We start from the raw sequence: 14,492 nt of genomic DNA on the forward strand, positions 1-14,492 counted from the left end.
CGCCGGATTCGCCCATTTCCGGGGGTAGCATGAAACTGACTATTGCCATTGGAGTGGTCGCCCTGGTACTGGTTGCGGGAACGACCACCATCTGCGCTTCGGGCGCCGTCACGGACAACAACTCCGAGTACGGCGGCATTCACGCGACCATCGAGGCGTTCGTCAATCCAGACCCGAAAGCTTGTCGATGACGCGCCGGTCGCGTTTCGTCGGCCTGCCCTGCATTGGCCGCCGGTTCGCGGAAGTTCTTGCGGCGCTCGGTTTCGGCCGTGCGCCTGGCGCGGCCTTCCGCCGTTTCCGCATAAAGCGTCTGCGCCACCGGCGCGGGCCCGCGCACGTCGCACAGGCCCAGCACTTCGACTTGCCAGACGACCCGCTCGATATCGATCTCCACGAGATCGCCCACGCGCACGTCCTTCGACGGCTTCACGTTCGCGCCGCCGATCTTCACGCGGCCTTTTTCGACCGCATCGCTCGCAAGCGACCGCGTCTTGAAGAAACGCGCCACCCACAACCATTTATCGATGCGCAAACGCGCGCCGGGTTCCGTCGAAATCTTGTAGTTCATGCGTCAAAGCTTCAAAAATGCGTCACGCGACCGCCGACAGCGGCTGCGGCACCTGCACTGGCCAGCCCTGCAAGTGCTGCGCCGCGATCTCGCCGAGCGCCTTGATCCAGGCCGGCGATGCGTTCAGGCAGGGAATGCGGTGGAAATGCTTGCCGCCCGCCTTCAAAAATTCGTCGCGCACCTCGATGCCGATTTCCTCGATCGTCTCCAGACAATCCGCCGTGAAGCCCGGGCAAAACACGTCCACGCGCGACACCCCACCCGCGCCGAGTTCGGCGAGCGTGGGCGCGGTATAAGGCTGAAGCCACTCCGCGCGGCCGAATCGCGACTGGAACGTCACGCGGCATTCGACCGGCGTGAGGCCGAGCGCCGACGCCAGCAACGCGCCGGTCTGCTGACATTGATCGTGATACGGATCGCCGAGGTCCATCGTGCGCTTCGGCACGCCATGGAAGCTCAGCACGAGCTTGTCGCCGGCGGCAAAATCCGGCGCGCCGTGATGCCGCCAGTAATCGCGCACCTGTTCCGCGAGCGCGCCAATATACGCCGGATGATCCGCGTAATGCCGAATGGTGCGGATTTCGGGCTGATTGCGCACACGCTTGAGCGCGGCGAAGGCGTCGTCGAATGCGGTGGCGGTCGTGGACGACGAATACTGCGGGTACATCGGCACGATCAGAATGCGGTCCGCGCCTTCGAGCTTCAGCTGATTCAGCATGGTGCCGATGCCCGGCGTGCCGTAACGCATCGCGTATTCGACGATCACCTGATAGTCGTTCGCCGCGAACAGCCGCCGCAAGCCGTCGACCTGCCGCTCTGTATACACACGCAAGGGCGAGCCTTCGGCCATCCACACCTGCGCATACTTCTTCGCCGATGCTCGGCTGCGAAACGGCAAGATTGCGCCGCGCAGAATGATCTGCCAAACGAGCGCCGGGATTTCGACCACGCGCGGGTCGGATAGGAACTGCGCGAGATATTTGCGGACCGCTCGCGGCGTGGGCGCGTCCGGCGTGCCGAGATTGATCAGCAGCACCGCGACACGATGCGAAGCGCTAGGCTGCGAAGGCAACTCGAGGTCGAAACGCATAGGGAATGGCCGCGATAAAGGTCGTCGTAAAGTTGAAACCCATTATAGCGGCGCGTTCCGAAGCGCATCACTAGCCGAATGGCCTAGTCGGATGCGGGTTTTACGGCTCGGCCTATGACGAATGGCCGAATAGCGGCGCGCGCGGCGCCGGCGCAAGATGTCACTGTTGACTGAGCGACATCGACAGCAGGCGCGCGGTGATATCGACGATGGGAATCACGCGGTTGTAGGCCATGCGCGTCGGGCCGATCACCCCGAGCGTGCCGACGATCTTGCCGTTCACTTCATACGGCGCGGTGACGACGCTCATTTCCTCGATCGGCACGAGATTCGATTCGCCGCCAATAAAAATTTGCACGCCCTGAGCGTGACTCGACACATCCAGCAATTGCAGGAGGTTGGTCTTTTGATCGAACAAATCGAACAGTTTGCGCAGCCGCGCCATGTCGGACGAGAGGTCCGCCACTTCGAGCAGGTTGCGCTCGCCGGAAATCAGCACGGTGTCGTTGGGATCGGTCTCGGCCGTGCTCGCGACGACGGCCGCGTGCATCAGCGTGGTCATGTCGCCGCGCAGTTGATCGATTTCCTCGCGCAGTCGGCGGCGTACCTCGTCGAAGGACAGGCCCGCGAAATGCGCGTTGATATAGTTCGACGCCTCGATGAGTTGCGCAGGCGAATAATCGCGCTGCGTCGCGACGATACGGTTCTGCACGTCGCCCTCGGGCGTGACGATGATCAGCAGAATGCGCTTGTCCGACAGCCGCATGAACTCGATCTGCTTGAACATGTGACTGCGGCGCGGCGTGAGAATGACCCCGGCGAACGACGACAGACTGGACAGCACGCTGGCGGCGGCCGCGACGATCTTCTGCGGCTCCTCGCCCTGCAGACGCGTCTTGACGGCGGTGGTCATCGCCTCGTCCTGCGGCACTTCGACGGTCAGCATGGTGTCGACGAACAGCCGGTAGCCGCGCGGCGTGGGAATGCGCCCCGCCGACGTGTGCGGACTGGCAACCAGCCCGAGGTCTTCGAGATCCGACATGACGTTACGGATCGTCGCGGGACTCAGCTCCAGGCCGGAGTGGCGTGATAACGTGCGCGAACCGACCGGCTGACCTTCGGCGATGTAGCGCTCGATCAACGTCTTCAGGAGGGTTTGTGCACGTGGGTCTAGCATGGGCAAATTCTAGCGCAAGGGATTGTCACGCGGCGCACCGCACGGCGGCGCGCGACGCGCCAACACATTCGGGACCGGCTCATGCACTGTTCAATGTTTGCTCCATTCTAACGACAAACCGTGCGTCTGCTCCGCGCGCCTGCCAACCGAACGCCGTACATGACTCTGTTATGACGTGCGGGCGCCGCGCACACGGTTCTTTTCGCCTTGTACCTATGGTGTAATGCCGGCATGGAAATTGGACAGTTCAAGACCGTCGCCCTCGTGGGACGCACCAACACGCCCGGCATCGAGACGCCGTTGCGATCGCTCGCCGATCTGATCGCGAAGCAAGGCTTCGAAGTCGTCTTCGAGGCGGGCACCGCGAAAGACGTCGGCGTGACGGAATACCCGGCGCTTTCGATCGCCGAAATCGGCGCGCGCGCGGACGTTGCCGTCGTGCTCGGCGGCGACGGCACGATGCTCGGCGTCGGCCGGCAGCTCGCGCCGTACAAGACGCCGCTCATCGGCGTGAATCACGGGCGGCTCGGCTTCATCACCGATATTCCGCTCACGGACATGCGCGAACTCGTGCCGCAGATGCTGGCCGGCCAGTTCGAGCGCGAGGAGCGCAGCCTGCTGGAGGCGCGCATCGTCCGTAACGACAAGCCGATCTACCACGCGCTCGCGTTCAACGACGTCGTAGTGAATCGAAGCGGCTTCTCGGGCATGGCGGAACTGCGCGTGTCGGTCGACGGCCACTTCATGTACAACCAGCGTTCGGACGGTCTGATCGTCGCGACGCCGACCGGCTCGACCGCGTACGCGTTGTCGTCGTCGGGGCCGATTCTGCATCCGCAGTTGCAGGGCTTCGTGCTGGTGCCGATCGCGCCGCACTCGCTGTCGAATCGACCGATCGTGCTGCCGGACGATTCCAAGGTCGTCATCCAGATCATCGGCGGGCGAGATGTGAACGTGAATTTCGACATGCAGTCGTTCACCGCTGTCGAGCTGAACGATTCGATCGAAGTGCGGCGCTCGCGGCATACCGTGCCGGTGCTGCATCCGGTCGGCTACAGCAGTTTCGCCACGCTGCGCAAGAAGCTGCACTGGAACGAGCATCCGTCGCAGGACGCCGTCTGATCCGCCCGACCCCCTTCCCCGAAGCGTCCATGCTCCGTCATCTGTCCATTCGAGACTTCGTCATCGTCGCCACGCTGGATATCGAGTTCGATTCCGGCTTCACGGTTTTTTCGGGTGAAACCGGCGCGGGCAAGTCGATTCTCATCGACGCCCTCGCCCTCACGCTCGGGGCGCGCGCCGACGCCAGCGTGATCCGCACCGGCGAATCGCGCGCCGATATCATCGCCGAATTCGATGCCTATCCGCAAGTCGCGCGCTGGCTGGAAGAACACGCGCTCGGTCAGGACGGCGACGTGGTGATGCTGCGCCGCGTGATCGACGCAGGCGGGCGCTCGCGGGCGTTCATCAACGGCACGCCCGCGACGCTCACGCAGTTGCGCGAAGTGGGCGAGATGCTCGTCGATATCCACGGCCAGCACGCGCATCAGTTATTGATGCGTCCGGACGCGCAGCGCGAACTGTTCGATACGCATGCCGGTTTGACCGATAGCGCCGCCGGCGTGAATCGCGCGTGGCGGGCGTGGCGCGATGCGCAGCACGCCATCGACGAAGCGCAAAGCCGCGATCGCGAATTGCAACTGGAGCGCGAGCGTCTTGCCTGGCAGTTGAGCGAATTCGACAAGCTCGCGTCGCAACCGGGCGAATGGGAAGAAGTGAGCGCGGAGCATCATCGGTTGTCGCATTCGGCGAGTCTGATCGACGACGTGCAAGGCGCGCTCGGCGCCTTGTCCGAATCCGACGACGCGATGATCTCGCAGCTCGGCTCGATCATCTCGAAGCTGCGCGGTCTCGCCGATATCGATCCCGAACTGAACGATGCGCTCGCCGCGCTCGAACCGGCGGAAATCCAGTTGCAGGAAGCGTCGTATTCGCTGTCGCACTATGCGCAGCGGCTGGAACTCGATCCGGACCGGCTCGCGCAGGTCGAAAAGCGCATGGAACAGTTGCATTCGACGGCGCGCAAATTCCGCCTTCTGCCGGAAACGCTGCCGGAGGAACACGAGGCGCGTCGCCGTCAACTGGCCGAACTCGATGCTGCCGCGGACCTCGATGCGCTGAACGCGGCTGTCGAAAAAGCCAAAGGCGCGTACTTCGATCAGGCGAAGGTGTTGTCGAAGGCGCGCGCCAAGGCGGCAAAGGCGTTGTCGAAAGCCGTCACCGAAGGCATGCAGGAGTTGTCGATGGCGGGCGGCAGCTTCGACGTCGCGCTCGTGCCGCTCGCCGATGGCGGCGCGAACGGGCTGGAGCAGATCGAATTCCGCGTTGCGGGTCACGCAGGCGTGGCGCTCAGGCCGCTCGCGAAAGTTGCATCGGGCGGCGAACTGGCGCGGATCAGTCTCGCGCTCGCCGTGATCGCCAGCGCCGCGAGCCCGACACCGACGCTGATCTTCGACGAAGTGGACACGGGTATCGGCGGTGGCGTGGCGGAAGTGGTCGGGCGTCTGCTGCATCAGCTCGGACGCGATCGCCAAGTGCTGTGCGTCACGCACTTGCCGCAAGTCGCGGCGCGCGGCGATCAGCACTTCCAGGTCGCGAAGTCATCGGACGATGCGGGCGGCACGGTCAGCACCGTCACCGCATTGAGCCGTGCCAAGCGCGTCGAGGAAGTGGCGCGCATGCTCGGCGGGCTGGAGATTACCGCGACCACGCGCAAGCATGCGAAGGAGATGTTGGCGGCGTGACGTGGATCAACCCACCGAAAACACCCGCTCCCACAACGCCGTCACCAGCTCCCGCTCGCGCACCTGATCGGGCTGAACCCGCGCCTTCTCCATCCCGTCCAGCCGCAGCGTGTGCTGCAGCTTGCGGTAATGCCGGTACACCGCGCCGATTGCATCCGCCTCTTCTTCCGCGATCAGCCCGCTCTTCGCCGCGATCTTCAGCAGCGTGATATTCCCCGCGTTCCGTACGAACTCGCGATGCTCCCGCGAATGCAGCAGCACCCAGTACTGCACGATGAACTCGATATCGACCATCCCGCCGCGATCGTGCTTCAGATCGAACAGATCGCTGCGATTCGGATGCCCCGTATAGACGCGTTCACGCATCGCGACGATCTCGCGCGCCAGCGCCGCCGCATCGCGTTCCATCACGAGCACATCGGCGCGGATGGCTTCGAACTGCGCGCCGATCTCCGCATCGCCGGCGCAGAAACGCGCGCGCGACAGCGCCTGATACTCCCACACCCAAGCCGTATTCGCCGACGCGCTGCTCTCGCGAATCTGGTACTGACGGAACGAATCGAGACTCGTCACCAGCATCCCCGATTCGCCGTTCGGACGCAGACGCAAGTCGACGTCGAACAGCGTGCCCGCGCCGGTCGCGGCCGTGAGCCAGGTGATCAGACGGCGCGTGAAGGTCGTGTAGATATCGGATGCATCGGGATGCGGATCGTCGAAGAGGAAAATCAGATCGAGGTCGGACGCGTAACCCAGTTCCTTGCCGCCGAGCTTGCCGTACGCGATCACCGAGAAACGCGCCACGTCCTGATGGCGCTTCGGGAACTGCTTCCACACGGTCCGCACGGTGACGTCGAGCACGGCATCGGCGAGTTCGGACAGGCGATCGCTGACATGCTCGACCGTGAGATGCCCAGCGAGATCGATCAGCAGAATGCGGAACACTTCGGCCTGATGCGCGTGCCGCAGCAAATCCATCTGATGTTCCGCGTCCTCGGTGACATCGAGGCGATGAGTCAGCGAACGCTTGAACGCTTCCCAGTCGAACGGGCTGGCGATGGCTTCGTCGTCGAGCAATTCGTCGAGCAATTGCGGATGGCGGATCAGATAGCCCGACGCCCAGCGCGAGCCCGACAACACCGACAACACGCGCTCCAGCGCCGCCGGATATTCCGTCAGCAGCGCGAGATACGCGCCGCGCCGCCCGACCGCTTCGAGCAGATCGAACAGGCGCGCGATGGTCTCGCCGCGCCGCGCCGCGTCGATCGACTGCGCGGCTTCGAGCGCGCGCTGCGCGACCACGTCGAAGCGCTCGCGGTTCGGCTCCGGCAAGCTCGCGTAGCGCGACGAATTCCACACGCCGGTCAGGCGCGCGCGCGCCGGCGCCGGGTCCGCGAAGCCGAGTTCGACGAGCCGCGCGCTCAAGTCGTCCTGAGCGGAATCGTCGGCGAGCGCGCTGCTCCAGATCTGCGATGCCGCCGAATCGTCGGCGACGCCGCAGCCGTTTTCGCCGCCGATCTTGTCCGCGAAAATCTCGTCGAACTGTTGCTCGACGAACTCGCGATGCGCGTCCAGCGTTTCCATCAGGGCCGCGTAGTCGGCAAAGCCGAGCGACTTCACGAGCAGCGCGCGCTCGTCATCGGCGACGGGCATCGCGTGCGTCTGCGCATCGTTGCGATATTGCAGCCGATGCTCGATCGTGCGCAAAAACAGATAAGCCGCGTGCAGCGCATCGCACACGGAACGCGCGAGCAGACCGTGCACGGCGGCGCGTTCGAGCACGGCGAGCGTCGGCCGCACGCGAAAATCCGCTGCCTGCCCGCCGCGAATCAACTGAAATACCTGCGCGCTGAACTCGATTTCGCGAATACCGCCGCGCCCGAGCTTGATGTCGTCGGCCTTGTCGGGTCGCATGCTGACGCGCCGCCGCGCTTCCTGCCGAATCTGCTGATGCAGCGAACGAATCGCCGAAATCACGCCGTAGTCGAGATAGCGCCGATAGATAAACGGCGTCGCGATCGCTTCGAGCTGCTTGACGAGTCGCTGCGCCGAGTCGCTCGCGGTCTCCGACACGATGCGCCCCTTGATCCACGCATAGCGCTCCCACTCGCGGCCCTGCACGTAGAAATACTCTTCGAGCATGCCGAGGCTGCACACCAGCGGACCCGAATCGCCGTTCGGCCGCAGCCGCATGTCGACGCGGAACACGTAACCGTCCTGCGTGATTTCGGCGAGCGCGCCGATCAGCCGGCGTCCGAGACGTGTGAAGAATTCCTGCGTCGTGAGCGGCGAGCGTTTGCCGCCCGCGGTCTCGCCATCGTCTTCGTAGACGAAGATCAGATCGATATCCGACGACGCATTCAGCTCGCGCCCGCCCAGCTTCCCCATCCCGACGACACCGAGCGTCAGCCGTTCGCCTTCGGGCCCGCGCGGCTCGCCGAAGATCGCTTCGAGGTCGGCGGACAACACCGCGATGGCGCGCTGGATCGTCACTTCGGCGAGATCGGTCATCGCGCCGGTGACCTCGGCTACACTCGCGGACCCGGCGAGGTCGCGTTCCATCACCGTGCAGAACACTTCGGTGCGCAAACGGCGCAGCGCGGTCTTGAGCGTGGCTTCGTCGAGCGCGCCGGCCGTCACGCACTGCGCGCAGTGTTCGTCGAGACGCGCTTCGATCCACGCGCGCGTGACCGGCGCCTCGCGCCATTGCGCGACGTTCGTCGCCAGTTCGGGACGCGCCGAGTAAGCGCGCGCTGCATAGTTGGAATAGTCGGAACTGAGGAGAGTCGTATCAGTCATGAAAGGTTGGGCTCGCACATTGCTCAATGTCGCTGCTCGATGTCCAGTGTCCCCGCGCAAACCGCCGTCACGCTTTTGACACCGTGTTACATTGCAACGTCAATCACACAAAACTACCATATCGCCCGAACGCCGCAGCATGTCCGACAGCAGACGATCCGTCGACCCGACCGAAGTTGGACAAGCCAAGCCCAGCGGCAACGCCGAGCGCGTCCTGTCGCGTGTCCTGAAAATCCTGCTCGTCATCGCCGCCGTGATTTACTTCGCGGTGGCGGGCATTTATATCGTGCTGCGCTTCGTCGTGCTGCCGCAAGCCGATGCGTTTCGTCCGCGCATCGAGCAGATGGTGTCGTCGAAGATTCACGCGCAGCTGCATATCGGCCGCATTTCCACGCGATGGTCGGGACTCCAGCCGACGCTCGATATCGACAATCTGCGTATCGATGCCGCCGACGGTTCGCCCGGACTCGCCGTGCCGCACGCGAGCGCGCGCGTCGCGTGGTCGTCGCTGTTGCATCTTCAGCCGCGCCTCGCCGATCTCACCGTCGATGGTCCCGATGTGATCATCGCGCGCGATACGCACGGGCAGATCAGCGTCGCGGGCGTGCCGATTCCGGCGCATCGTTCGAACTCGAATGCGTTCACGTCGTGGCTGCTCGGGCAGCAACATATCGTGCTGCGCGACGGCACGCTGCGCTGGCGCGATGCCCAGCACGCCGCGCCCGAAGTCGCGTTCAAACGCCTGCAACTCGCGATCGAAAACGACGGCACGCGGCATCGGCTCGCCTTGAAAGCGCCCGCCGACGGCGATCTGCTGCACGGCCCGCTCGACTTTCGCGCGGACTTCCGCCACGAGCCCTTCACCGCGATGGGCGCGCCCGCCAACTGGACCGGCCGTCTCTATCTGTCCACCGGCCCGCTCGATCTGCCGACCCTCGCGCGCTATGTGAAGCTGCCGTTCACGATGTACGGCGGACGCGTCGATAACCGCATCTGGCTCGACTTCGCGCGCGGGCAATTGCAGAGCGCGTCCGGTCAACTGACGGGCGCGGATGTCGGCCTGCGCGTGCGCGCGACGCAGCCGCGTCTCGACATGCCGGTCGCGCACATGAACTGGACGATCGGTCACCAGGAAGGCACGTACACGCTGTCGCTGTCCGATGTCTACGCCGAACTCGGCCAGCCGCCCGCCGCCGATGGCACGCCCGTATCACGTCTGCTGGCCTCGCATACGCTGGAAGGCGTGTATCGGCCGGCCGCCGTCGGCAAGGGCCAAATGTTCCGCGTGTCGGGCGATCGCGTCGACCTCGGCATTCTCGCGGACTTTCTGCGCGCGCTGCCGTTGCCGTCGCGCGTGCTCAACGAACTGGTGCGCTACAACCCGCACGGCCAGATCGCCGACTATACGATCTACACCGAACGCGCCGCGCCGAAGACCGACGAGGAAGCACAACGTCAGCGCGAAAAAGGCGACGTGCCGCTGCTGCATTACGCGTTCAAGGGCAAGCTCGAAGGCATCAGCGTGCAGGCGCAGGAGCCGCCGCCGGGACTCACGATCAACAATCATCCGCGGCCGGGCATTCCGGGCATCGAGAATCTGTGGGGTTCGGTCGATGCCAACGAAGCGAAGGGTTCCATCGATATCGACACGAAGAACGCGGCCGTTACGATTCCCGGTGCCTTCGACGATCCGCGCCTGACCTTCGATTCGATCCAGGGTCACGCGAGCTGGACCGTCGCCGATGCGATCGCGCCCGGCCAGTTGCGCCGCGCCTTCACGATCCAGCTCGATACGCTGCGCGTGAAGAACGCCGACACCGAAGCCGAAGCGACCGCGACATACTGGAACCAGGGCTCGGGACGCGGCAATCTCGATCTGAAGGCGAATATCGATCATCTGAAGGTGACGAGCCTCGTGCGCTATCTGCCGACGAGCCTCAACGAGCGCGTGCGGACCTATATCGGCCACGCGTTGCAGGCGGGCACGGCGCGTCACGGCACGATCGAAGTGCACGGCGATCTCACCAAATTCCCGTACTCGAAATTCCCCGACGCGGGTCAGTTCAAAATCGTCGCGCCGTTCACGGGCGGCCGATTCGATCCGACGCCCTTCCCGCCGCGCAAGATGATGAACGGCACGCCGCAAATCTGGCCGGGCTTCGACGGCATCGACGGCACGTTTCATCTGGCGCAGAACAAGCTCGGCTTCGATATCCAGCGCGGACACTATCGCGGCGTGCGCGTATCGACGGTGACGGGACGTATCGACGATCTCGGCAATCGCGAAGGCAAGCTGTGGATCGACGGCCGCGCGCACGGGCCGCTCGCCGACATGCTGCATTACGTCGACGAGAGCTCGCTCGGCATCATGGCCAAGCATGCGACGCGCAAGATCGACACGAAGGGCGACGCCGCGCTGGCGCTCACGCTCGGCATTCCGCGTTACCGGCCGCCCGCGCCGCTGTCGCCGATCAAGACCGACTACAAAGGCTCGCTCACCTTCGCCGACGACGAAATCCGCTACGGCAATCTGCCGCCGCTCACGCATCTGCACGGCCGCGCGGATTTCGCCGAAAAAACCGTCACGCTCGATGCCCTCACCGCGCAACTGCTCGGCGGCGACGTGCGCGCGAAAGGCGGCGTGAAGCCCGACGGCAGCTATACCTTCGATGTCAACGGCCGCGTCGGCGCGGATCTGGCTCAGCGGCTCGAGGCGCGCATCACGCCGCAGACCAAGGCGTTCCTGCAACGCATCACCGGGACCGCGCCGTATGAACTGCATGTGCATGGCATCAAAAAGGCGCTGCCAGTCGTGCAGGCCAGTTCGGATCTGACCGGCATCGGCTTCGATCTGCCCGCGCCGTTTGGCAAGGCGCAAGGCGAGCCGATGCCCTTTTCGTTCACCTTCAAACCCTTGCCGCAAGGTTCCGACGATCCCAACGCGCCGAACGATCAGGACAATCTGCACGACGCGCGTCTGACGCTCGGCCCGTTGCAGGCGCATTACCTGTTGCAGCAGATCGGGCAGGCGCGCGTCAATGTCGATCCGCAAAATCCCGCGCAGCCGATGGACCTGCGCGCGCGCCTGAAGGTCGTGCGCGGCGCGATCGCGGTGAACAAGCCGGCGGATTTGCCGTCGCAAGGCGTGGCGGCCGTCGTCGATCTGAACGAGCTCGATGCCGACGCGTGGCGCAAGGTGTTCGCCTATATCAGCGCCGACGCGCAAGCCCAGTCGCCCGCCGCCGACGTCAATGCGCCGCGTCCGCCGATCCCGGAGACCGTGCGCCAGTTCCTGCCCAAACGCGCCGCGATCCACTTCACGACGCTCAAGCTCGCCAATCGCCGCTGGGAAAACGTCGCGATCGGCGCGACCGAAACCGATCGAAAGTGGCAGGCGAACGTGGCATCGAATCAGGTGTCGGGCTATCTCGCGTGGACGCCGGGACCGACGCCGCAAAGTCCCGGCGCATTGCAGGCGCGTTTCGCCAAGGTCGTGATTCCCGAGAAAACCGAGGACGATCTGCTCGGCCGGGTGGTGCGCAAGCCGCCGCGCAACATGCCGTCGATCGATCTGATCGTCAACGAACTGGTGTATCGCAACCGCGATCTGGGCCGCCTCGAAGTCGACGCGCACAACGATTTCGTCACCGACGATCCGGTCTGGACGCTCGACAAGTTCGAACTCGCCAACGACGACGCGACGCTCTCCGCCAACGCGACCTGGCGCGATCTGCCGGGCGCGACCGTGATGCGCGCCGCCCAGCAGGAAACCATGCCCTACGACACCGACGACGACATTCCGCGCCGCACGTCGCTCGATTTCAAACTCGACGTGAAGAACGGCGGCCAGTTGATGGATCTCTTCGGCCTGCCGCGCACGGTCAAGGGCGGCAGCGGCACGGTGACGGGCCACGCGGGCTGGAACGGCGGCCCGACCAATATCGACATGACGACGCTCGACGGCAACGCCGATGTCGAGCTCAAACACGGGCAGATTCTGCGCGCCCCGGGCGCGGCGAAGTGGCTCGGCATTTTCAGCCTGCGCAGCCTCGCGAATCTGCTGACGCTGCATTTCGAGGATGTGGTCGGCAAGGGGTTGCCGTTCGAGAAGATCACCGGCCACGCGAAGATCGACAACGGCATCGGCCGCACCGACGACTTCACGATGATCACCTCGCCCGCGCGCGTGCGGATGCAAGGCCTCGTCGATCTGCCGAAGCAGACGCAGGATCTGAACGTGAAGGTGATCCCGACCGTCGGCGCGGGGACGCTCGCGATCGGCGCGGCGGTAATCAATCCGCTGCTCGGACTCGGCGCGCTCGCGGCCGATGTCGCGCTGTCGAAGTCGATCCAGAAGGCCTTCGAAATCGACTATTCGATCACCGGTTCGTGGCAAAAACCGGTCGTCCAGCGACTGCACGGCGATCAGGGTAAGATCGAAACACCTGCCGCCACGCCTATTCCGTCAGTGGCTCAATAAAAGCGTCGTGGCCGGACTCCGCCCTATTTTCGTCACCTTTTTGCAATCTCAGCGAGAAACATGAGCGAAAAATCGAGCGAAAGCGCGTCGGCCGCGCCGTTTCAGGTCGCCGCGCTGCAAATGGTCAGCACGCCGGATCGCGATCGCAATCTGGCCGACGCCGGACGGCTGATCGCCGAAGCCGCGCGCGGCGGCGCGCAACTCGTGCTGCTCCCCGAATACTTCTGCTTCATGGGCTACAAGGACACCGACAAGCTCGCCATCCGCGAGATGCCCGGCGACGGCCCGATCCAGCGCTTTCTCTCCGACGCCGCGCGCGAACATCGCGTGTGGATCATCGGCGGGACGCTGCCGTTGCAGTCGCCGGAAGCGAATCGCGTGCTCAACACGACGCTCGTGTTCGATCCGGCGGGCAAGCAGATCGCGCGTTACGACAAGATTCATCTGTTCAATTTCGAGCGCGGCGAGGAATCGTTCGACGAAGCGCGCACCATTTGTCCCGGCAGCGACGTGCAGACCTTCGATGCGCCGTTCGGACGCGTCGGTTTGTCGGTCTGCTACGACCTGCGTTTTCCGGAGTTGTATCGCAAGCTCGGCGATTGCGCGCTGATGGTCGTGCCGTCCGCGTTCACGTACACGACCGGCCGCGCGCACTGGGAGACGCTGCTCAAGGCGCGCGCCGTCGAGAATCAGTGCTACGTGCTGGCGGCGGCGCAAGGCGGCACGCACGAGAATGGCCGCAAGACGTGGGGCCACAGCATGCTGATCAATCCGTGGGGCGAAATTGTCGCCGTGAAGGACGAAGGCGCGGGCGTCGTGGCGGGCGGCATCGATTTGCAACGCATCGCGGCCGTGCGGGCGAGTTTGCCGGCGTATCGGCATCGCGTTATCGGCTGACGGCTTGAAGTGGCCGCTTGTGCGCCGCACATGGCGACATCGCGCCAGAGATTAGAATAATCCGAACTATGACCCCGAACTTTGCAACAGGCACCGCATGAACATCATCGAACCCGGTATTCGTAATCTGGTCACGGCGAAGGACGTGCTGCTGACGCCCTACGGACTCGACGAAGGACTCATCACGCGCACGCTCGCGGATATCTTCACGCATCGCGTCGATTACGCCGATCTGTATTTTCAGTCCACCCGCAGCGAGACGTGGAGTCTCGAGGAAGGCATCGTCAAGTCGGGCAGCTTCAGCATCGATCAGGGCGTCGGCGTGCGCGCCGTGTCCGGCGAGCGCACGGCGTTCGCCTATTCCGACGACCTGTCGGCCAAATCGATCCGTCAGGCCGCGCTCGCCACGCGCGCGATCGCCAAATCCGGCGGCGGCAAGCACAAGATCAAACCGGCGAGCACGCTGACCGGCGTGTCGGGCCGCGATCTGTATCTGCCCGCCGATCCGCTCAATTCGCTCGATGCCAACGCCAAGGTGAAGCTGCTCGAACGCGTCGAGCAGATGGCGCGCGGCAAGGACCCGCGCATCTCGCAGGTGATGGCCGGCATGGCCGCCGAATATGACGTCGTGCTGGTCGCGCGCAGCGACGGCGCACTCGCGGCGGACGTGCGTCCGCTGG

8 protein-coding genes and 1 pseudogene are annotated in these 14,492 nt (G+C 64.6%); 5 read left to right on the forward strand and 4 right to left on the reverse strand.

Going from position 1 to position 14,492, the window contains the following annotated elements:
* Window positions 1–162 precede the first annotated feature (162 nt).
* The 3 genes and pseudogenes from BVER_RS02180 to hrcA all read right to left on the reverse strand — a co-directional run bounded on the left by BVER_RS02180 (window position 163) and on the right by hrcA (window position 2,835).
* A pseudogene (locus BVER_RS02180) lies at window positions 163–568 on the reverse strand (RNA-binding S4 domain-containing protein).
* A 22-nt stretch (window positions 569–590) separates the two neighbouring features.
* Window positions 591–1,658 carry a ferrochelatase gene (gene hemH / locus BVER_RS02185; RefSeq protein WP_050451898.1) on the reverse strand — a complete coding sequence of 356 codons (1,068 nt, stop codon included), beginning with the start codon at window positions 1,656–1,658 and terminating at the stop codon, window positions 591–593.
* Between the two features lie 160 nt (window positions 1,659–1,818).
* Window positions 1,819–2,835, reverse strand: a complete 1,017-nt coding sequence (gene hrcA, locus BVER_RS02190) for a heat-inducible transcriptional repressor HrcA (RefSeq protein ID WP_050451899.1) — start codon at window positions 2,833–2,835, stop codon at window positions 1,819–1,821.
* 231 nt (window positions 2,836–3,066) lie between these two features.
* Between hrcA and BVER_RS02195 the strand changes: the two genes are divergently transcribed.
* Window positions 3,067–3,957, forward strand: a complete 891-nt coding sequence (locus tag BVER_RS02195) for an NAD kinase (protein WP_050451900.1) — start codon at window positions 3,067–3,069, stop codon at window positions 3,955–3,957.
* Window positions 3,958–3,986: 29 nt separating this feature from the next.
* Window positions 3,987–5,639 carry a DNA repair protein RecN gene (recN, locus tag BVER_RS02200; RefSeq protein WP_050451901.1) on the forward strand — a complete coding sequence of 551 codons (1,653 nt, stop codon included), beginning with the start codon at window positions 3,987–3,989 and terminating at the stop codon, window positions 5,637–5,639.
* A gap of 6 nt (window positions 5,640–5,645) precedes the next feature.
* On the opposite strand, the gene glnE is transcribed toward recN, so the two are convergent.
* Entirely contained in the window at window positions 5,646–8,435 is a 2,790-nt protein-coding gene (gene glnE, locus BVER_RS02205; protein WP_050451902.1) for a bifunctional [glutamate--ammonia ligase]-adenylyl-L-tyrosine phosphorylase/[glutamate--ammonia-ligase] adenylyltransferase, read from the reverse strand.
* Between the two features lie 139 nt (window positions 8,436–8,574).
* Between glnE and BVER_RS02210 the strand changes: the two genes are divergently transcribed.
* The 3 genes from BVER_RS02210 to BVER_RS02220 form a co-directional block, all read left to right on the forward strand.
* Window positions 8,575–12,915 (forward strand): YhdP family protein, encoded by a 4,341-nt coding sequence (locus BVER_RS02210; RefSeq protein ID WP_050451903.1) that lies wholly within the window; start codon window positions 8,575–8,577, stop codon window positions 12,913–12,915.
* A 60-nt stretch (window positions 12,916–12,975) separates the two neighbouring features.
* The gene (locus tag BVER_RS02215; protein ID WP_050451904.1) at window positions 12,976–13,812 is read left to right on the forward strand and encodes a carbon-nitrogen hydrolase family protein; all 837 of its coding nucleotides are present in this window, start codon (window positions 12,976–12,978) and stop codon (window positions 13,810–13,812) included.
* Window positions 13,813–13,909: 97 nt separating this feature from the next.
* Window positions 13,910–14,492: PmbA/TldA family metallopeptidase (locus tag BVER_RS02220; RefSeq protein ID WP_332309056.1), on the forward strand; the 583-nt coding region annotated here is incomplete at its 3' end.

This window comes from Candidatus Burkholderia verschuerenii (genome assembly GCF_001189365.1).
In the GTDB taxonomy this organism is placed as follows: Bacteria; Pseudomonadota; Gammaproteobacteria; order Burkholderiales; family Burkholderiaceae; genus Caballeronia; species Caballeronia verschuerenii.

Bases quoted from the DNA above. Each gene is read 5' to 3' on its own strand.
- recN (WP_050451901.1), top strand. From the start codon at position 3,987: ATGCTCCGTCATCTGTCCATTCGAGACTTCGTCATCGTCGCCACGCTG.
- BVER_RS02215 (WP_050451904.1), top strand. From the start codon at position 12,976: ATGAGCGAAAAATCGAGCGAAAGCGCGTCGGCCGCGCCGTTTCAGGTC.
- BVER_RS02210 (WP_050451903.1), top strand. From the start codon at position 8,575: ATGTCCGACAGCAGACGATCCGTCGACCCGACCGAAGTTGGACAAGCC.
- glnE (WP_050451902.1), bottom strand. From the start codon at position 8,435: ATGACTGATACGACTCTCCTCAGTTCCGACTATTCCAACTATGCAGCG.
- hemH (WP_050451898.1), bottom strand. From the start codon at position 1,658: ATGCGTTTCGACCTCGAGTTGCCTTCGCAGCCTAGCGCTTCGCATCGT.
- hrcA (WP_050451899.1), bottom strand. From the start codon at position 2,835: ATGCTAGACCCACGTGCACAAACCCTCCTGAAGACGTTGATCGAGCGC.
- BVER_RS02195 (WP_050451900.1), top strand. From the start codon at position 3,067: ATGGAAATTGGACAGTTCAAGACCGTCGCCCTCGTGGGACGCACCAAC.